The sequence below is a fragment of the Alicyclobacillus mali NBRC 102425 genome (assembly GCF_001570745.1).
In the GTDB taxonomy this organism is placed as follows: Bacteria; Bacillota; Bacilli; order Alicyclobacillales; family Alicyclobacillaceae; genus Alicyclobacillus; species Alicyclobacillus mali.
Genome location: NZ_BCSG01000006.1, coordinates 25,402 through 44,073, shown reverse-complemented (window position 1 = coordinate 44,073; position 18,672 = coordinate 25,402). Strand labels below are relative to the sequence as shown.

Annotated in this window: 21 protein-coding genes; 8 read left to right on the top strand and 13 right to left on the bottom strand. The window is 64.4% G+C overall.

The genetic code is table 11. The features are described from left to right. Positions 1 to 62 precede the first annotated feature (62 nt). The 6 genes from pyk to AMA01_RS03480 all read right to left on the bottom strand — a co-directional run bounded on the left by pyk (position 63) and on the right by AMA01_RS03480 (position 8,057). On the bottom strand, positions 63 to 1,481 hold the full coding sequence (gene pyk, locus AMA01_RS03505; protein ID WP_067847383.1) for a pyruvate kinase: 1,419 nt from the start codon (positions 1,479 to 1,481) through the stop codon (positions 63 to 65). A 93-nt stretch (positions 1,482 to 1,574) separates the two neighbouring features. Then, entirely contained in the window at positions 1,575 to 2,534 is a 960-nt protein-coding gene (locus tag AMA01_RS03500; protein WP_067847380.1) for an acetyl-CoA carboxylase carboxyltransferase subunit alpha, read from the bottom strand. Next, on the bottom strand, positions 2,524 to 3,423 hold the full coding sequence (gene accD, locus AMA01_RS03495) for an acetyl-CoA carboxylase, carboxyltransferase subunit beta (protein WP_067847377.1): 900 nt from the start codon (positions 3,421 to 3,423) through the stop codon (positions 2,524 to 2,526). The genes AMA01_RS03500 and accD overlap by 11 nt, the downstream gene beginning before the upstream one ends. 43 nt (positions 3,424 to 3,466) lie before the next feature. Beyond that, positions 3,467 to 3,664, bottom strand: a complete 198-nt coding sequence (locus AMA01_RS03490; RefSeq protein ID WP_067847374.1) for a glutamate decarboxylase — start codon at positions 3,662 to 3,664, stop codon at positions 3,467 to 3,469. A gap of 101 nt (positions 3,665 to 3,765) precedes the next feature. Then, complete coding sequence (gene dnaE, locus AMA01_RS03485; RefSeq protein WP_067847517.1) at positions 3,766 to 6,744, bottom strand: DNA polymerase III subunit alpha; 2,979 nt, start codon at positions 6,742 to 6,744, stop codon at positions 3,766 to 3,768. 5 nt (positions 6,745 to 6,749) lie between these two features. Continuing rightward, positions 6,750 to 8,057, bottom strand: a complete 1,308-nt coding sequence (locus tag AMA01_RS03480; RefSeq protein ID WP_067847371.1) for a DRTGG domain-containing protein — start codon at positions 8,055 to 8,057, stop codon at positions 6,750 to 6,752. Positions 8,058 to 8,195: 138 nt separating this feature from the next. On the opposite strand from AMA01_RS03480, the gene AMA01_RS03475 reads away from it, so the two are divergent. From AMA01_RS03475 to AMA01_RS03460, 4 genes are all read left to right on the top strand, one after another. Beyond that, positions 8,196 to 9,086 (top strand): YitT family protein, encoded by an 891-nt coding sequence (locus AMA01_RS03475; protein WP_067847368.1) that lies wholly within the window; start codon positions 8,196 to 8,198, stop codon positions 9,084 to 9,086. Positions 9,087 to 9,173: 87 nt separating this feature from the next. Continuing rightward, positions 9,174 to 9,416, top strand: a complete 243-nt coding sequence (locus AMA01_RS03470; protein WP_067847365.1) for a hypothetical protein — start codon at positions 9,174 to 9,176, stop codon at positions 9,414 to 9,416. Beyond that, the gene (locus AMA01_RS03465) at positions 9,413 to 9,604 is read left to right on the top strand and encodes a hypothetical protein (protein WP_067847362.1); all 192 of its coding nucleotides are present in this window, start codon (positions 9,413 to 9,415) and stop codon (positions 9,602 to 9,604) included. Before AMA01_RS03470 ends, AMA01_RS03465 begins: the two co-directional genes overlap by 4 nt. A 79-nt stretch (positions 9,605 to 9,683) precedes the next feature. Further along, complete coding sequence (locus AMA01_RS03460; protein WP_067847360.1) at positions 9,684 to 10,364, top strand: hypothetical protein; 681 nt, start codon at positions 9,684 to 9,686, stop codon at positions 10,362 to 10,364. A 331-nt stretch (positions 10,365 to 10,695) separates the two neighbouring features. Here AMA01_RS03460 and cysK read toward each other — a convergent pair whose 3' ends face one another. Both cysK and argR read right to left on the bottom strand, forming a co-directional pair. Next, complete coding sequence (gene cysK / locus AMA01_RS03455; protein WP_067847357.1) at positions 10,696 to 11,619, bottom strand: cysteine synthase A; 924 nt, start codon at positions 11,617 to 11,619, stop codon at positions 10,696 to 10,698. Positions 11,620 to 11,707: 88 nt separating this feature from the next. Beyond that, positions 11,708 to 12,178: an arginine repressor gene (argR, locus tag AMA01_RS03450; RefSeq protein WP_067847354.1), complete on the bottom strand. Its 471-nt coding sequence runs from the start codon at positions 12,176 to 12,178 to the stop codon at positions 11,708 to 11,710. Between the two features lie 173 nt (positions 12,179 to 12,351). Here argR and AMA01_RS03445 point away from each other — a divergent pair, with 173 nt between their 5' ends. Then, complete coding sequence (locus AMA01_RS03445; protein WP_307188449.1) at positions 12,352 to 13,611, top strand: DNA polymerase IV; 1,260 nt, start codon at positions 12,352 to 12,354, stop codon at positions 13,609 to 13,611. A gap of 112 nt (positions 13,612 to 13,723) precedes the next feature. Here the strand turns inward: AMA01_RS03445 and AMA01_RS03440 are convergent, their stop codons facing one another. After that, positions 13,724 to 14,017 carry a hypothetical protein gene (locus AMA01_RS03440; RefSeq protein ID WP_067847349.1) on the bottom strand — a complete coding sequence of 98 codons (294 nt, stop codon included), beginning with the start codon at positions 14,015 to 14,017 and terminating at the stop codon, positions 13,724 to 13,726. A gap of 133 nt (positions 14,018 to 14,150) precedes the next feature. On the opposite strand from AMA01_RS03440, the gene AMA01_RS03435 reads away from it, so the two are divergent. Beyond that, entirely contained in the window at positions 14,151 to 14,402 is a 252-nt protein-coding gene (locus tag AMA01_RS03435) for a DUF3243 domain-containing protein (RefSeq protein WP_067847347.1), read from the top strand. A 52-nt stretch (positions 14,403 to 14,454) separates the two neighbouring features. Here the strand turns inward: AMA01_RS03435 and AMA01_RS03430 are convergent, their stop codons facing one another. From AMA01_RS03430 to AMA01_RS03420, 3 genes are all read right to left on the bottom strand, one after another. Then, a complete protein-coding gene (locus tag AMA01_RS03430; protein WP_067847344.1) occupies positions 14,455 to 15,615 on the bottom strand; it encodes a hypothetical protein in 1,161 nt (386 codons plus the stop codon). A 225-nt stretch (positions 15,616 to 15,840) separates the two neighbouring features. After that, positions 15,841 to 16,524, bottom strand: coding sequence for a metal-dependent hydrolase (locus AMA01_RS03425; protein WP_067847341.1), 684 nt, complete (start codon positions 16,522 to 16,524; stop codon positions 15,841 to 15,843). Beyond that, on the bottom strand, positions 16,521 to 16,898 hold the full coding sequence (locus tag AMA01_RS03420) for a YlbF family regulator (RefSeq protein WP_067847338.1): 378 nt from the start codon (positions 16,896 to 16,898) through the stop codon (positions 16,521 to 16,523). The genes AMA01_RS03425 and AMA01_RS03420 overlap by 4 nt, the downstream gene beginning before the upstream one ends. A 150-nt stretch (positions 16,899 to 17,048) precedes the next feature. Between AMA01_RS03420 and AMA01_RS03415 the strand changes: the two genes are divergently transcribed. Both AMA01_RS03415 and AMA01_RS03410 read left to right on the top strand, forming a co-directional pair. Next, positions 17,049 to 17,441, top strand: a complete 393-nt coding sequence (locus tag AMA01_RS03415) for a globin domain-containing protein (protein WP_067847335.1) — start codon at positions 17,049 to 17,051, stop codon at positions 17,439 to 17,441. Next, entirely contained in the window at positions 17,438 to 17,938 is a 501-nt protein-coding gene (locus tag AMA01_RS03410; RefSeq protein WP_067847332.1) for a helix-turn-helix domain-containing protein, read from the top strand. The genes AMA01_RS03415 and AMA01_RS03410 overlap by 4 nt, the downstream gene beginning before the upstream one ends. On the opposite strand, the gene queC is transcribed toward AMA01_RS03410, so the two are convergent. After that, the gene (gene queC, locus AMA01_RS03405; RefSeq protein ID WP_067847329.1) at positions 17,935 to 18,618 is read right to left on the bottom strand and encodes a 7-cyano-7-deazaguanine synthase QueC; all 684 of its coding nucleotides are present in this window, start codon (positions 18,616 to 18,618) and stop codon (positions 17,935 to 17,937) included. The two genes, AMA01_RS03410 and queC, sit on opposite strands and share 4 nt — an antisense overlap. Positions 18,619 to 18,672 lie beyond the last annotated feature (54 nt).

Genomic DNA, 18,672 nt, shown 5'->3' with positions numbered 1-18,672 from the left:
ATTCCCCTTCAAAGCAGGGAATTCCGCGCCATGCACCTGTATCCGGTCTCGAGGCGAAGCTCTTAAACCGTGTGCACCTTCATGAAGTTCGTCGTGCCCGCGGTGCCTGCGGGAATGCCGCCCATGATGATGACGCGATCGCCCTTGTGCACGTGGCCCGTCGAGAGCGCTCCCTGAACGGAACTCGCGAGCAACTCGTCGGTCGTCCCCGCGATGTCCGGCACGACCACGGGGAGAACGCCCCAGTAGAGCGTCAGGCGCCGCGCGACGTGATCGAACGGCGTGACCGCGATGACGGGCGTCATGGGCCGGTGCTTGGACACGCAGCGGGCGGTATGACCGGACGTCGTCGCCGTGATGATGGAGATCACGTCGAGATCGGCCGCAAGGGTGCGCACGGCGTGCGCGAGCGAGTCGGACACGGTGTGCGTGACCTCCGTGCGGTGCCGATAGGCCACCTCGTCGTGCGCGATGGCGGCCTCGGCCCGCTCCGCGATCTGCGCCATGGTGCGCACGGATTCCAGTGGATAGCGCCCGGCGGCAGTTTCGCCCGAGAGCATGATGGCGTCCGTGCCGTCGAAGATGGCGTTCGCCACATCGCTCGCCTCGGCGCGCGTGGGCCGAGGATTGCGCTGCATCGAATCGAGCATCTGCGTCGCCGTGATGACCGGCTTGCCGTACCGGTTGCAGATGGCGATGATCCGCTTCTGCGCGAGCGGCACCTCTTCCGTCGGAATTTCCACACCGAGGTCACCGCGGGCCACCATCATGCCGTCCGACACCTGGGCGATCTCGTCGAGCCGATCCAGCCCCTCGCGCGTCTCAATCTTGGAGATGATGTCGGCCTGATAGTTGTGTTCCTCGAGAATTCGGCGCACCTCGAGCACGTCCGCCGCCTTTCGCACGAACGACGCCGCGATCATGTCGACGCCGTGCTCGATGCCGAAGCGGATGTCCGCCTTGTCCTTCTCCGTGACGCCCGGGATCCTGAGCGTCACGCCGGGGACGTTGATGCCCTTGTTGTCCTTCAGCACGCCGCCGTTCGTCACGCGACAGTGAATGTCGTGGCCCTTGACCTGGGTGACCTCGAGTCCAATGAGCCCATCGTCAATTCGAATCGGCGCGCCTGGATACACATCTTCCACGAGTCCTTCGTAGGAAATCCACACGCGCTCGTTCGTGCCGTACTCGACCGGATCGATGGTGAGGACGATTTCGTCCCCGTCCTTCAGCTCCACCTGGCCGCCTTGGATCTTGCCCGTGCGAATTTTCGGTCCCTTGATGTCGAGCATGATGCCGACGTGCTTGCCCACGCGGGCCGACGCCTCGCGAATGCGCCGGATGCGCTCGGCGTGCTCTTCGTATGTACCGTGAGAGAAGTTGAGTCGGGCGACATCCAAACCGGCCTCAATCAGCTTGGTCAACATGTCGAGCGATTCGCTCGCAGGGCCAATGGTGGCGACAATCTTCGTCTTTCGCATGGCTAACCCTCTCTTCGCGAAACTTTCGACCTCGCCTCCGTGCGCACGCACACAAAGGAAGAAGCGGAAAGTCCGGCGGCGCCGGACACCGCTTCACGGCCGTTCGACGTAGGTTCCCATTTGCCGATACTTATGGTAGCGCGCCTCAAGCAGTTCATCAATAGGCACGGACAAAAGCTCCCGCAACCCGTCGATCACGACCTCCCGCACCTTCCGCACCATCCACTCCGGATCCTTCTGGGCGCCGCCCATCGGCTCCTCGATGATGCGGTCGATGACGCCGAGATCGAGCAGATCCCTGGCCGTGAGCCGCATCACTTCGGCGGCCTTCGGCCCGAGCTTCGCGTCCTTCCACAGGATGGCGGCCGCCGACTCCGGCGCGATGACGCAGTACCACGCGTAGTCGAGCATGTAAATCCGATCCGTGATTCCGAGCCCGAGCGCACCGCCGCTGCCGCCCTCGCCGGTGACAATGGACAGCATGGGCACGCGGAGGCCGGCCATGGCGAGGAGGTTCTCGGCGATGGCCACGCTCTGCCCGCGCTCTTCCGCCGACATGCCCGCGTAGGCGCCCGGCGTGTCGATGAAGAAGATGACCGGCCGGCCGAATTTCTCCGCCTGCTTCATGAGTCGAAGCGCCTTCCGGTACCCCTCGGGATTGGCCATGCCGAAGTTGCGGCGAATGTTCTCCTTCGTGTCCCGCCCCTTCTGAGGGCCGATGACGGTCACCGGCTGGCCCGCGATGAGCCCCACGCCGCCAACGATGGTCAGGTCATCCGCAAAGTGGCGGTCTCCGTGCAGCTCGACGAACTCGTCGCACAGCCCGCGGATGTAATCGAGCGTGGTGGGCCGGCCAATCTGGCGGGCGAGCTGCACGCGCTGCCACGGCGTGAGATTCGTGTACGTGCTCTCCGTAAGCTCCTTGAGCCGCTCCTCCAGCTTGTCGACTTCACCTTGCAGGTCGATCTCGTTCTTCTCCATGAACGACTTGAGCTCGGCGATCTTCGCCTTCAGCTCGGCAATGGGTCGCTCGAAATCCAGCTCATTCGCCATGCGCCCACCCCCGAGCGGTGTGAATACGCACCAGCGCTCCGAGCGTCTGGCGCATCTGCTTTCGGTGCACGACCTTGTCGATCATCCCGTGCTTCAGGTTGAACTCCGCGGTCTGAAAATCGTCAGGAAGGCTCTGCCGCATGGTCTGTTCCACCACGCGCCGGCCTGCGAACCCAAACATGGCGCCCGGCTCCGCCACAATGACGTCACCCAGGCTCGCGAAGCTCGCGCTCACGCCGCCCGTGGTGGGATGCGTGATGACTGAGATGAACAACACCCGCGCCTCGGCCATCCGCGTGAGTGCCACGCTGGTCTTGGCCATCTGCATGAGCGACAGAATGCCCTCCTGCATCCGCGCGCCGCCGGAGGCCGTGAACAAAACAAGCGGGCGCTTGCTCTCCGCCGCTCGCTCCATCGCCCGCGCGATGCGCTCGCCTACCGCGGATCCCATGCTGCCCATCATGAAGCCCGGATCCATCGCACCGATGACAATGGGCACGCCGTCGATCTCGGCCTCGCCCGTCACCACGCCCTCGAGAAGCCCGGTGGCGCGCATGGCCGCCTCCAGCTTCTCCTCGTACTGAGGGAAGCCAAGCGGATTCGTCGAGGCCAAACGCGCATCCATTTCGCGGAACGTCCCCTCGTCGGCCGTGATCTCGATGCGCGTGCGCGCTCCGATTCGGAAGTGGTGATTGCACTCCGGGCAAGTGTACAGATGCTTCTGCAGTTCCTTCGCCAAAATGAGCGCGCCGCAGCCATCGCACTTTTGCACGAGGCCCTTCGGCACATCCCGCTCCACCGCAGGCCTTGCCGGCCGCGCCTCAGGCGCCTCCTCGCCCGTCCCCACCGTGACGTACTGACGCCGTCGGTTGAACAGATCTTTTAACACAACCCCACCTCTTTAACCCCGCTGTTGCGCCCGAAGCGCGCCGTCACGACAACGACGAGTGCAGGATGTCTCTCAGGACGTCCTGCGCCTCGTCGAGCTCGCTCTCTGGAATCAGAATCTCGTATTGCTCTTTCGCGCCGCGCGCCTTCTTCACCTTGACTAGGAAGCCTTCCTCCGTCATCCTCAGGCGGATCCGCTCCGCCTGCTGAGGTGTCGGTGCGATGTAGATGACCGTCCACATGGCTCTTACGCTCCTAGCAAGCATCGTAATCACTCTTGGCCGCATTATACCATGTCTGTCCGAACAGGGGCACGCAGAAACCAGGGCGCGAGCTGATGAACTCATCTCAGGCGAACATTGCCGAGCCCCACGCGCTCTTCGAGCGCCGCCACCAGGTCCTGCGTCACCTCGACGCGGTAGCGCGGGCCGAGCAGCCGCGCGCGACCCGTCGATGCGTCGTAGAGCGCGACTTCCGTCTCCCCGGGAGACATCGCGAGCAGCCGCTGGATCTCCCGCAACACCTGCGCGCCGCCCCGGCTGCGGTACCGGATGTACAGTCGCTTGGCGGATGCGGCTCGCGCGCTCCCGCCCGCGTCGGGAGCATTTTTTGCCTCCGCTTCGACGAACAGGTCCAGCGCCGCCCACTGCCGACTCTCCTCCGCTCGCAGAAGCGCCTCCTCGTACATCTGGCGGCGCACGTCGCGCGTAGCGTCGTCTGGGAAAAACTCGTCCAGCGCCCCCGCCGCAAAGAGGCTGTCGAGCGCCTTGCGATTGACGATGCGCGGCTCGATGCGCCGCAGGAAATCGATCAGCGACGCAAATGGCTGCTCGGCCCGCAGAGACAGAATGTGATCGACCGCCGCCTCCCCGACGTTTCGAATGGAGATGAGTCCGGCGCGCAGGCTCCCGTCCTCTTCCACGGTGTATCCGCGCCCGCTCCGCAGGAGCGACGGGGGCCTCACCTGGATGCCGTGGCGCCTCGCGTCCTGCTCGTAAAGCCGGATCTTGTCGGGCGCCCCCATCGAGAGCGTGAGGAGCGCCGCCAGAAAATCCGGCAGAAAGTGCGCCCGCAGGTACGCGGTTCGAAACGCGAGCACCGCGTACGCCGCCGCGTGGGAGCGATTGAATCCGTAATCCGCGAAGCGCACGATGAGATCGTACACCTCGCGCGCCGTATCCTCGCTGTACCCGCGCTGCACGCACCCATCGACAAAGCGGGCGCGCTCCTCGTCCAAAATCTCCCGCTTCTTTTTTGACACCGCCCGCCGCAACAGATCCGCCTCCGCCAGGGAAAACCCCGCCATCCGGCTCGCAATCTGCATGATCTGCTCCTGATACACGATGACCCCGTAGGTGTCTGCGAGAATGGGCTCGAGATCCGGGTGCGGATACGTGACGGGGCGCCGCCCGTGTTTCGCGTCGCAGAAGGCGGGAATGTTCTCCATCGGCCCCGGGCGGTTGAGCGAAATGACGGCGATCACGTCGTCCAGGCTGGTGGGGCGAAGCTCCCGCAACACGCGCCGCATGCCGGCAGACTCGAGCTGAAAGACGCCGTTGGTATCCGCGCGGGTAAGCAGGGCGTACGTCGCCTTGTCGCCCTCGTCCACCTGCCGCCAATCGATGGTCACGCCCGTGCGCTTGCGAATCGACTCGAGACAGCGATCGATGAGCGTCAGCGTCTTGAGGCCGAGGAAGTCCATCTTCACGAACCCGAGCGCCTCCACGTCCTCCATCGGATACGCCGTGACGGGCGTGTCGTCCGCGGCGAGATCGAGCGGAATCCAGTCCGCGATGGGCTCGGGCGAGATGATGACGCCGGCCGCGTGAACCGACGTGTGGTGCGGCAGATCCTCAATCCGCTTTGCCGCCTCAAACAGCCGCCTGGCTTCCGGGCTGCCGTCGACGAGTTCCCGAAACCCCGCGGACTCCTGATACGCCCCGTCGAGCGATGCGTGCACCACACCCGGCACGAGCTTCGCCAGGCGATCGACGAGCGCCGTATCTGCCCCCGTCATGCGGCCCGCATCCCGCAAGGCCGCCCGGGCCTGCAGCGTGCCGAAGGTGCCAATTTGAGCGACGCGATCGCGCCCGTACTTCTCCATCACGTAGCGGATGACCTCGCCGCGCCGCTCAAACTCGAAGTCCGTGTCGATGTCCGGCAGCGACACGCGCGCGGGATTCAGAAACCGCTCGAACAGAAGCTTGTGTCGAATGGGATCCACGTCCGTAATGCGAAGCGCGTACGCGACGAGGCTGCCCGCCGCCGATCCGCGGCCCGGCCCCGTGGAGATGCCCTGTTGGTGCGCGTGTCGGATGAAGTCCGCCACCACAAGAAAGTAATCGGCGTAGCCCATGCGGCAGATGACATCCAGTTCCCGCTCGAGCCGCGCCTCCACCTCGGGCGCAAGGGCCCCGTACCGCCTCGCGGCGCCCGCGCGCGCGGCCTCGCGCAGCACCTCGTCCGCCGGCCGGCCGTCCTTCGTCGCGTAGCGCGGCATCCGCACCTGATGAAGCGGCAGGTCGAGCGCGCACATCTCGGCGATCTCGGCCGTCCGCTCGAGGGCCTCCGGCAAGTTGGCGAACCGGTCCGCCATCTCCGCCTTCGTCGCAAAGTGGAACTCGTCCGTCGCGAACCGCTCGGCCGCATCCGCCCGCGCGAGCTGCGCGTACGCGCGGTGCCACGGCGCGTCCTCGCGCGCGAGATAGCGGACGTCTTGCGTTGCGACTAGCGGCACATCATAGCGCTTGGCCAGCTGAATGAGCCCGGGCAGTCCCTCGCGCTCCCGCCGAAGGCCGTGATCCTGCACTTCGACGAACAACTGCCCGGCGGGCACGGCATTGGCCACCTGCAAAAGTCGCCGCTCGGCCGCATCCGTCTCGCCCCGGGCGAGGAGATCGAACAGGCGCGATTCCGGTCCACCACAGAGCACCACCAGCCCATCCGAACACTCCGCGAGTTCGCGGATGGTCACGTGCGGAACCTGCCGCTTCCAGCGGGCGCGAGTCGCAAGGCGCGTGAGCCGGCGGTAGCCCGAGGTGCCCATGGCGAGCACCACCACCGTATCGAGCGATTCGGCCGCCCGCCCGGGCGCAACTTCCTCCTCGCCGATTGCGAGCGACATCTGCATGCCGAGAATGGGGGCAAGTCCTTCCGCGCGCGCCCGTCGATAGAAGCCAAGCGCCCCGTACATCGCGTTGGTGTCCGTGATGGCCACAGCCGGCATCTCACAGGCCTTGGCAGCCTGGACGACGTCCTCCACGCGCAACAGGCTCTCGCGAAACGAAAACGCGGAATGCACGTGCAGGTGCACAAAGTCCACCGTGCTCACCTCTCGATCCACTGCGCGGTGACGAGCGCCTTCGCGAACACGTCGCTCTTGTCCGCGATCTCGACCTCCACCTTGGCGTAGCGCCGTCCATCGTTCAGCACGCGCGCCCGCGCGTCGATGGTGGTATCGACCGGCACGGGCCGAAGCACGTACAACGTCACGTTCTCAATGAGCATATCGACGTGCCGCGCCCTGCGCAGGCAGACGCGCGCCGCCTCCTGAATGATGGTCGTGAGCGATCCCGTCGCGAGCGTGCCGCCTGAAGTCGTCATCTGCGGCGTGACCTGGCCTCGCAACACCGTGGAGCCGTCTGGGCTCTGGGCCACGCTGAAGTCACGCACCACAACGTCCTCGACGGTTTCCCCCACCTGCGGCTGTCGGTTCATGATCTGGAGCGCCCGAATGACGTCCTGGCGCGTGATCACGCCAATTACGTCCTTGTCCTTCACCACGGGCATGATCTCGAAGCCCTCGAACGCCATCCGGTGCGCTGCAGAGGCGATGGTGGTCTTCGGCGTGACGGACACCGGGTTGCGCGTCATGTAGCGGGAGACCGGAGCGTCGAGCTCCGCCTCGGCGACGTCGCGCGGACTGATGATCCCGACGAGCCGACCGTTGGCGTCCACCACCGGCATGCGCGAATGGCCGGACTCCTCGACAAGGTGATAGTACTTGCGCACGGTGTCGTCGGGGCGCAGGCTGACGAGCGGCTGATCTTGAAGCACATCCTCCACGTACAGGATGTCTTTTTTGATCAGCCGATCGTAAAGAGCTCGGTTGATGAGCGAAGCGGTCGTGAACGTGTCGTACGAACACGAGATCAGCGGCAATTGGTACTCGTTGGCGAGCTTCTCGACCATGGGCGAGGCCGTGAAACCACCCGTGATGAGCACCGCGGCGCCGCTCTTGAGCGACATCCGCTGCACCTGCTCCCGGTTGCCGACAATCATCAGACATCCGGGGCTCAGGTACCGGCTGATGGACTCGGTGCGCATGGCGCCAATGACGAAGCGACTGAGAGTCTTATGCAGCCCTTCCTTGCCGCCGAGCACCGTTCCTTCCACGATGCGCACCACCTCGGCAAAGGTCAGGCGCTCAATTTGCTCCTTCTCCTTCTTTTCCACGCGCACCGTGCCAATCCGGTCCAGGGTGGACACGAAGCCTTCCGCCTCAGCCTCCTTGATGGCGCGGTAGGCCGTCCCCTCGGACACGTTCAACACGCGCGCGATCTTGCGGACGGAAATCTGGGATCCAACCGGCAGCGATCGGATGTACTCCAGGATTTGCTGATGTTTGGTCGTCACGGATCCTCCTCGGACCGCCACGCGGTCCCTCGCGGCTTAGAATCTAGCTTGATCATAGCTTTCACGAACCTGTCGTCAATTGCCTTCAAAATCCGTGTAGAATGGTGGCAAAGCATGAGCGACGAGGAGACATGAGTCATGCGCGTATATGAAGACATGCGCCGAATGGTCGGCATGCGCGGCGCCTCCCATCCTGTGCTCGATTGGACGTGGCGCATCGCGGTCATCCTCTTTTCCGACTTGGTGGGCGCCGTCGCGGTCAACAACTTCCTCACCCCCGCCCACATCCTCGCCGGCGGCGTGACCGGCGTGGCGCAGATCCTCCATCACTACGCTCCCGCGCTCGGCGTGGGCACCATGTACTTCGTGTTCAATATCCCGCTTTTCATCCTCGGCTATCGATACCTCGGGCGCAGGTTCATCTTTCAGACCGGCATTGCCATCCTCGGCTTCTCCGCGCTCGCCGATTTTGTGCGGCTCCATTTTGCCACGCCGACGGATCCCCTGCTCATGGGCCTGTACGGCGGCGTGCTCACCGGGCTCTCGTCCGGGCTCGTCATCCGCGTCGGCGGTTCCATGGGCGGAACGGACATCGTGAGCCTCGTGGTGCACCGCCTGACGGGGCGCAACATCGGCTCTGTGAGCTTCGTGATGAACGCCGCCATCGTCCTTTTGTCCATGCTGGTGTTCGGCGTGCCAGCGGGCTTGTACACGCTCGTCAGCATGTACGCCGCCTCCCGCGTCGTTTCCGGCCTGATGCACTTCCAGCAGCGGAAGACGGCGCTCATTGTGACGTCCAAGCCGAGCGAGGTGGCGAGCGCCATCGGCCAGCGGCTCGTGCGCGGCTCCACGGTCATGCGCGCGTACGGCGCGTACACACAGCGCGAGCGCGGCGTGCTGCTCTGCGCCATGACGCACCTGGAAATTGCGGATCTCAAGGAGATCGTCCAGTCGCTCGATCCCGACGCATTCATCACCATCCTCGACACGACGGAGGTCATCGGGCGATTCCGACAAAGCGCGCCGTGAGCGGCCACCACGTTTAACTTTTCATCTCTGCGAGCAAACTTGTAAGGAGCGTCAGTCTTGAAACACTCGCAGGGAGGTCGATTGCCTTTGAAGATCCCGTTGACCATCGTCGCGGCCCTCGCAGCATGGGCGGTAGGCGTATGGCCCAGCGTCGACGCGTGGGCGGACGCATCCATCATTCATCACGCCTTGGCGCACGTGCTGTTCCTCGTATCCGGCGGATTGCTGGGCTTCGAAGCCGCCCGCTATGCGGCGCAGAGCGCGGCGCGCCATCGGACCGAAGAGCGCGAGTACAGTGCCGCCGATGCGGAGGAGGTGGCGCGCTCATGAAGCGTTCAACCTGGCTTCACGCCGGTGCAGCCTACGTCGGCGCAGCGGCGCTCGCTGCAACGTATTTGCCGGGCGTGATCGACGACGCGCAGCCGGTGGCCCACTTCTCGCAGCACCTCGCCATCACGGCAGCCGCATTTCTGACGGCGTATGGCGTCGAGCGGCTGCGCCAGTCCGCCGGAAAGTGACAGAGTCCTGCGACGGACCCCCACAGTTTCACCTCGATGTGACGAATGAATGTGATACCACACAATCGAGGTGACTTCTGTGAATCGGGGTCTTTTTCTTGCCATCGCGGCATCCGTCAGTCTCCTGTCTTTCACCGGAGCGCCTGTCGCCCAAGCGTACACCACGCCAGGCGCCGTGCTTTTGGCCGTCGCCAACACCACAGGAAACGGAACCGACGGTGCGCCCGCGGGCAATGGCACTCGGCCGAACATCCACCAGATCATCACGCAGTTTGAGCAGGCCATAGCGCCGTATGAAAACATTCATCCGACGCAGATCTCGCATCCGCCGCTGCCGACGCAGTCGCTTCCCACGTCGCCCGAGGCCATTGACCAGGCGCTTCAGCAGACGCTCCAGTCCTACAAGCAGGCCACGCAGAGCGACAAGCAGGCGCAGGCTCAACTGCAAGCCGCCGTCAACGCGTACATCGACGCGCTTCAACTGTTCGTCCAGGTGGGCGATCTCGACATTTTGACGCAGCAGACGCCGGATTCCACCGCCGTCGTCTCGTACCTCGAGGATGCGCTGTACACACAGGCGCAGGTCTCTGCCGATTTCCAGCTCCTTCAGCAGGCCCACGCCGCCGGCGATAACAGCGAACTTCTCGCCGCACTGCTCGATATGACGCAACTCGAACAACAGAAGGTGTCGGACCTGAAGACGGCCACAAAGATCCTGGCGAAGATGACCGGCACGCTCCAGGCTGGACTGTCGAGCTAGGATGCGGGCGCCGCTACATGCGGCGCCCTTTTCAGGTGCGGCGGGCCCATCTCGCAATTCCGTTCCTGCGCCATGCCCCCGGGACAGGAGACCCGGGTAGGGGTATGCGACGCCAGGCTTCCGCGTCCTGTCACTCGAACCTCAAAGCAGCAAAAACCCCGTCTCTCGCTTGAGACGGGGTTTCCCGCACGACCGGGCAGTCAGGGATAGGTACAGTGTAGAACAAGGTCAACTACACCACACCGACAGTATATCCGGTCCGCCCGGTTGTCACATGAGTCTTGAGACCTATCTTTGCGCTTGTAGCGCGGAAATTTCGATGCAAGGCGCGTCAACTCTGGTACAAATCGGACGAAAGATACCTCTCCCCGGTATCTGGCGCCATGCAGAGCACGCGCGCCTCCTTCGGCAGTTCCGCCGCGACGCGAAGTCCGTGAAAAACCGACGCGGCCCCGGAAGCTCCGAGCAGAATTCCCTCTTCGGCGGCGACGCGGCGCGCCATCATCTGCGCGTCGTGATCTTCAATCAGCAGAATCTCGTCAAACGCCTCGCGGTTCAGGATGCGCGGCACAAAACCCGGACCGGTTCCGGGGATCTTGTGCGGACCCGGCTGACCGCCCGAAAGGACGGGCGAGCCCTTCGGCTCCACGACGTAAATTTTGATTCCCGGAATGCGCTGCTTCAGCACTTCGCCCGTGCCCGTCACCGTGCCGCCCGTGCCGGCGGTCAACACAAGCGCGTCCAGCTTGCCCTCGAAGTCCTCGATGATTTCGAGCGCCGTCGTCTTGCGGTGTGCATCGGGATTTGACGGATTGTCAAACTGGGCCGGAATGAAGCTGTGCGGAATGCGCGCAGCGAGTTCCTCGGCGAGATCGATGGCCCCCTTCATCCGCTTCGACTCCGGCGTCAGGTGCACCTCGGCACCGTACGCCTTGAGCAATTTGACGCGCTCCTCTGTGGCGTTCTCGGGCATCGTGATGATGCAGCGATACCCCTTGGCGGCGCAGACCATGGCGAGTCCGATGCCCGTGTTGCCGGACGTCGCCTCGATGACGGTGCTCTTGCCCGGGATGAGCTTGCCCTGCCGCTCCGCCTCCAAAATCATGTTCAAGGCCGGCCGATCCTTCACGCTGCCGGCCGGATTCTTGCCTTCGAGCTTCACGTAGACGCTCGCGCCGTTCGGGTCCGGCAGGCGGTTCAGGCGAACGACCGGCGTGTGACCGACGAGATCGAGAATCGAGTTGTACAATGGCATGGCCAATCTCCTCACGCACCGCAGCCGAGGCCGCAGCAGAAATATGCCAACTTCTATAGTATAACTCGGAAAACGCGAAACGCCAGCGTCACCCGATGTTCAACGTCTCGTGGAGCAGCCGGACGGCGGCCTCCTCGTCCTGGCACACGAGCAGCATGGTGTCGTCCCCGCAAATGGTGCCGAGCAGCCCAGGCGGATCCAGCGCGTCCATCAGCGCGCCAATGGCGTGCGCATTCCCGGGCGCCACTTTGATGACGATGAGATTGTTGGCGCGCGCGTGCGAGATGAACACCTCTGCCAAGCGACGCTGCAGCGCATCCACCGAGACCTTGTTCACCGCGGTGGGCAGGGCGTACTTGTACTTGCCGTTTGAACCCACCACCTTCACGAGTTGCAGTTCCTTGATATCCCGCGAGATGGTGGCCTGCGTGACGGGGAATCCCGCCTCCTCGAGCGCGTGCACCAGGTCCTCCTGGGTCTCAATCTCGTTCTGGCTCACAATCTCGCGAATGCGCATCAAGCGCTGTTCCTTGCTCTGCACACACAGTCTCCTTTTCATACGTGCGACTTATCGCTCAATTTGTCGCTCAAATCAGGTTGTCCAACACGCATTGTACCGCATGCGTCCGCATGGGAGCCGAACATCTGTCGCGGAGGCCGTGAAAGCTTGCGCGAAGTTCGTACGCGAATATCCCTGGCTTGCGGTACACTGATGCCTAGAGGTGATTTCGCATTTCGCAGCGGCAAATCCTTCACATCGACATGAACGCCTTTTATGCTTCGTGTCACGCCGCCGTCGATCCAGCGCGCTATGCGGGCAAGGCCATCGCTGTCGCGGGCAATCCGGCCACGCGCCACGGCATCGTCGTCACCGCGAGCTACGAGGCCCGAGCCCGAGGGGTCAAGCCGCCCATGCCGGTCCACCAGGCTCTGGCGCGCTGCCCGGAGCTTATCCTTGTGCGGCCCGACTTTCGGCTGTACCGCGCTTATGCGCGCAAGGTGTTCGCCATCGTGCGCGAGTTCACGCCGGATGTCGAGATCGTCAGCATTGACGAGTGTTACGCGGACGTCACGCGCGTGCCGGGCGGGGACAGGCCGGTCCGTCTCGCCCGCGCCATTCAGGCCCGCCTGCTCGACTCGCTTGGGCTTCCGTCAAGCATCGGCGTGGCGTCCAACAAGTTCCTGGCCAAGATGGCGAGCGACATGAAAAAGCCGATGGGCATCACGGAGCTTCGCACCGACCACATTCGCAGCTTACTGTGGCCGCTCGCCATCGAGCATATGCACGGCGTCGGCCCGAGCACTGCGAAGAGGCTTAAGCGCCTCGGCATCGTCACCATTGGCGATCTCGCCGTGCAGTCGCTTGATGTCCTCGCCCGCACGCTCGGGCCGCGGGCTGCCGAGCTGAAGGCGCGCGCCAATGGCATCGATCCGCGCCCGCTCGAGACGGAGCCTCAGCCGCCGAAGAGCGTGGGCCACTCGATGACCTTGGCCAAGGACGCGCGGTCGTTTGCCGAGGTGGAGGGCGTCGTGATGGACTTGTGCGATCGCGTCGCGTCGCGCATGCGGGGCTACGGCCTGATGGGCCGCGTGGTCGCCGTGGCCGTGCGGGATCGCCGGATGCGCACCTCGCGCCACCAGGACACCCTGGCGACCTACGTGCGCCACACCGGTGAACTTTTTCAAGCCGCGAGGGCACTGTTTGAACGGATTTGGCCGGTCGAGCCGGTTCGACTGCTCGGGGTCTCGGTGGAGGGCCTGGTGCCGCGCGACGGGCAGGGCGTGCAGCTTCACCTGTGGGACGCCGTGCCCATCGCGACCGAGCCGAGGGACGAGCGACTGGAGAAGCTCGAGCGCGCCATCGACGAAGTGCGGGCCAAGTTCGGCCCGAGCGCCATCCGCCTGGGCCGCTCGCTTTCCGGGCAGAGGGACGACGTGCACGCCCGCGGCACGTCGCTCGAACGTTTGGATGATGAGGAGGAAACACCGTGACGGATCCTTTGCACGGCAACCTTGACCCGATTGTGACGATTCTGGCGTGCCTCGCCCTGGCCATTGGCCTGGTGGCGTGGACGAGCAGGCGGTCGTGACGAGCCGCCTGCTCTCATCCCCGCGCGCGAAGCCGCGTGCGCCCCGGGCGCTCGTCCCGATCGGGGCTCTGAACCGCCGCCTCTTCAAGCTGCCGCGCCCGTTCGCGATCCGCCCCGAGCCAGAAGTACAGATTCGCCGCGATGTAGAGCGCCAGCAGAAGCAGCCAAAGCGCCGAAAAGGTGCCCGCGACGCCGTGCTCGAGCTTCGGCAGGCGCGGCACGCCGTACGCCGCCAGCGCGAGCGCCGCAAGCCCATAGATGGCCGAGTACGTCCGCACCTGTCTCGGCACGCCCACTTTTCTCCGCATACCGTCCTCCTCCTTTGCCTGTCCGACATATATGCGCTGCGCTTTCAAAACATGCACAGCGCCACACCGCATGACCCGCGCGCCATCGGGGAACATTGAGCACGAAACCAATGCACCTGGAGGAGGATGAGCCATGGGCGTCATGGAGACCTTCGAGAACTGGAAGCAATTTCTCGGAGAACACGTCGATCGCGCCAAGGAAGCCGGTCTAAATCAGGATCAGCTCGCGAACATCGCCACGAAGGTGGGCGAGTTTTTGGCGAGCAAGGTGGATCCCAAAAACCCCGAGCAACAGCTGCTGAAGGAAATGTGGAACGTGGCGGACGATGAAGAGCGCCGCTCCATCGCGAGCATTATGGTGAAGATGGCGGATCGCGCGCACTGACGAAAAGGCGCCGTCCGGGCCGTTGGCCCGAGGCGGCGCCTTTTCGTTCGCGTCAGGTGAGCGCGGCCCACGCGAGATGCCCGGCCCCGTCCCACCAGGCGACCCAATGTCCGTCCGTGTAGGAAAAGGGTGCCGGAAGCGCGGTCTCGGTTTGCGACGGCCGGTGGAGCAAAAGCGCGCGCCCTCCGCCTGCGTCGCTCTGATCGACGGCGAGCCAGGTGGCGTCGCCGCTTGCCGTCCCCGCCTCTCCATCCGTCCACTGCTCCAAGACGGATGCGCCCAACCTGTACGCGAACAAGGGATAGGGCGCGGGGTTCTCAGGTGAGTTCAGCTTTGGATTCGCGTTCAACTGCAAGATGGCGGTCTCGTCGGTCGCCGCGTAGAGCGTGCCCGGGTGCCAGAGGGGGACGGCCGTCCGGTTCACAGGGCCTGACGACGAAAGGCTAATGCGCACCAGTCGCGCAGAGGTGGACGGATCGAACGGATGCTTCGATATTGCCTCCACCAACCACAGCGCCCGCTCTCCCACGGCCATCGATAGCACGGCCCGCCCGTCCCGCTCGCTGTCCTCTGTGACAATCTGGTGCCCTGTGCGAGTGGTGAGATTGTACGCCCAGACGGTGGTCTGAACGTCGCGCTTGTCCTGTTGCACGCTCAGCCAATAGGCCGTATCCCCCACCACCTTGAGGCCCACGACATCGCCTTCCTGCACTCCGCGCTCGGCGGACCGAATCACAAAGCGCGTGCCGGTCGCTCGCGCCTCCGCCCACAGCTGCCGCATCCCACTGCCGCCGTCGGGTCCCGTTTGCCACACCAGCCAACGATCGGTGAGGTATGCGGCGTTCGCCTGCAGCCCCCGCGGCATCGAGATGGCCTCTTCGACATGACCCGTATCGGCGTCGACCACGTCGATGCGCGAGGCGCCGGTGAACGATCCGTCCGCCTTCATGGACGGATACTGCACGACGCAGAGCGCGTGCCCGTCGATGGACCAGACCTGGCAGCCCGGCAGTGACAGATGATGCACCGTACCGTACGGGGCGGACGCTGGCCGGAACGTGATGCGCTCGATGTGCAGTTCATCCACGGCCTGCCTTTCGCTCATGACCGGCGTCAGCTTTGCGTGCCGCGGCGCGGCGTACGTGAACCACGCCACATCTGCCACCGCCACGCCGAACAGCCCTGCGGCGACCCAGCGAACCCAACGCGCCATTCGCCACGCTCCTCTCTTCCGATGCGCGTGGACCTCTCTCGCCGCGCGCATCATCGGTTGTTGTTGGATCCCATTCTACGCGATGGAATCTCGTAGATCAACAAGAATATCCAAGATTGGAATGAGGGGCGGTTCGAGGGATAGGACCGGGGCGAGAAAACGGAGGAGGCAACGTCAAAAACGGCAGGCGCCGCCTTCGCGGAACCTGCCGTCCATTTCCACGTATTACAACTCGAACGTCTCGCCGATTTTGAGCTCCAGCGCGTCGATCCCGCGCGCCTTGCAGTCCGCGACAAACTTTGCACCGTCCTGCGCGATGAGCGGGAACGTGTTGTAGTGCATCGGAATGACCTTTTTCGCCTTGAGCCACTCCGCGGCAATCAGCGCGTCGTCCGGGCCCATGGTGAAGTTGTCGCCGATGGGGAGCAGCGCGAGATCGATGGTGTTCAATTCGCCGAGGATCTTCATGTCGCCAAACAGCCCGGTGTCCCCGGCGTGGTAGATGGTCTTGCCCTCCAGGGTCAGCAGGAAGCCGACCGGCGGGCCGACGTACACCAAGCCGTTCTCCGTCTCCACGCCGGAACCGTGGAACGCGAGCGTGACCTTCACGCGGCCGAACGGGAAGTCCCGCTTGCCGCCGATGCCCATCGGATGGACGTTCAGCCCCTTGCTCGCGTAGTAAACAGCCAGCTCGTTCGCCGCGATGATGGTCGCGTTGTTGTTGCGCGCGATGGTCTCCGCGTCGAGGACGTGATCGGCATGGCCATGCGTGAGGACCACCCACTGCACCTTGATGTCCTCCGGTTTCGCCACCGCGTTCGGGTTGCCGCTCAAAAACGGATCGATGACCAGGCGATGTTCTCCGCTTTCGATCACGAAACAGGACTGACCATGGTACGTCAGTTTCACGACTCTCGCCCCACTTCCCTCATGATTTCGTCCAGCGACGTAAGGCGGACGTCCTCCAGCGGCTCGGAGACGATGCGCTGGACGTCCATCCACAGGCGCTGAAGCTCGAGATCGGCCTCCAGGTACGCCCGCGCGTCCTGATTCAACTGCACGATCTCGAACAGCTTGTGCAGCGTCTCAAGCTCCTCCTGCGCAGGCTCTTCGCCGCGGAGCCGCTTCACCTCGAGCTGGTACTGGCGCCGATAGAAGTCGATCACCATCTGCTTCGTCGGCTCGTCCCGCTCGATGGCCTCCTTGGCCCGCTTCGCGCGCTGATACGGCTCCCACTCGCGAATGGCCCTCGCCAGGGCATGCGCATGATCATACGGGTTCACGCGCCGTCCCTCCTTGCAGTACAGGTCTATTATACCGCCCGAAGTAGTCATGGGAAAAAGCTCGGGGACATGAGGTTCTTCGGAAGAAGCCCTTCGCTGCGCAACATCTTCGCTTTCGGTATACTGTTCGGAAGAGGAGGGTGGACCTCTGTGGAAACCACAACGCTTTACGACGCCGTGGGCGGCGCGAGCACCTTTCGCAGGCTCGTCGAGGCCTTCTACGATCGCGTCGCACAAGACGAACTCCTGAGGCCGCTGTTTCCGCCGACGTTTGACGAGGTCAAAGAGCGGCAGTACTGGTTTTTGACGCAACTGTTCGGCGGGCCGAGGCTCTACACCGAACGCCGCGGTCACCCGATGCTTCGGGCTCGGCACCTGCCGTTTCCCATCACCGTGCGCCACGCGGAGCACTGGCTCCGATGCATGTCCCAAGCTCTCGAGGAGGCTGGCATTCCTCCGGCGGCGCGCGCCGCGATGCTCGAGCGGCTCGGCGGGATCGCGCTGCACATGGTCAACACACCCGGAGAGGAGGAACAGGCATGACGCAGTCCTCGCCCACGCCCCCGGTTGGCGAGCGCATCGCGCATCTGCGGAAGGAGCGCGGCCTGACACAGGCCAAGCTCGCCGAGCGCGCCCGCCTTTCGACGAGCGCCATCGCCATGTACGAGACCAACCGGCGGCAACCGGACGAACGCACCCTCGCGCAAATTGCCGAGGCGCTCGGCGTGGAGATGGCGCAGATTGCGCCGCACCTTGCCGCAAAGGCCGCTGGGACGCATCGGACCACGCCGTCGCCGAGCGAGAGCCAGCCTGGCAGCGACAGGCCGGCGTCTTGGGAACCGAGCCCGACGGAACAGGAAATGAGCGACGCGCCCGGCGTGACGCAGCTTGTCCTCACCAAGGACGAGGCGCGGCTCATCCTCTTCGTCCGCATGCATCCCGACGCCATGCCGTTTCTCCAGTCGTACGTGACGGCCGATCCCGACAAGCGCCGCCAGCTCGAGCGGGCGTGGCGACTCATCCAGGCGTTCCAGGGCTAGTCGTTGAAGCCGGGGCGATACGGGATGGGATCCTTCGCGCCCGCCTCCGCAAACCCCTTCAGGCGCAGCCGGCAGCTGTCGCACTCTCCACACGCCACCTCGCCGCCCTGGTAGCACGACGTGGTGAGCTCGTATGGCACCCCAAGTTCCAGCCCCTTGCGCACAATCTCGCCCTTCGTCCAGTGCAGAAGCGGCGTCTCGATGCGAATGGGCCGCCCCTCGACGCCCGCCTTCGTGCCGATTCTCAACACATGTTCCACGCCTTCGATGAACTCCGGCCGACAGTCCGGGTAGCCGCTGTAATCGAGCGCGTTCACGCCGATGTAAATGGCTTCCGCGCCGATGACTTCCGCGTACGACGCCGCGATGGCGAGAAAGAGCAGGTTTCTGCCGGGCACGTATGTCACCGGAATTTCGCGGGACACGCCCTCCGTCGGCACGTCGATGGATTCATCGGTCAGCGCGCTCCCGCCGATCTGGCGCAGAAAGTCGATGGACACGATGCGGTGGTCCTTGACGCCGTAGAACGCCGCGACCTTTTTCGCCGACTCCAGTTCAACCCGATGCCGTTGCCCGTAGTCAAACGTGACGGGACAAAGCTCATAGCCCGCGGCGCGCGCGATGCCCATGCACGTCGCGCTGTCGAGCCCCCCGCTCAGAATTACCACAGCCTTTGCCATGCCCACACGCCCTTGTCGCGAATGAGTTCCTGTGCTCGGCTTGTCCGCCGCACC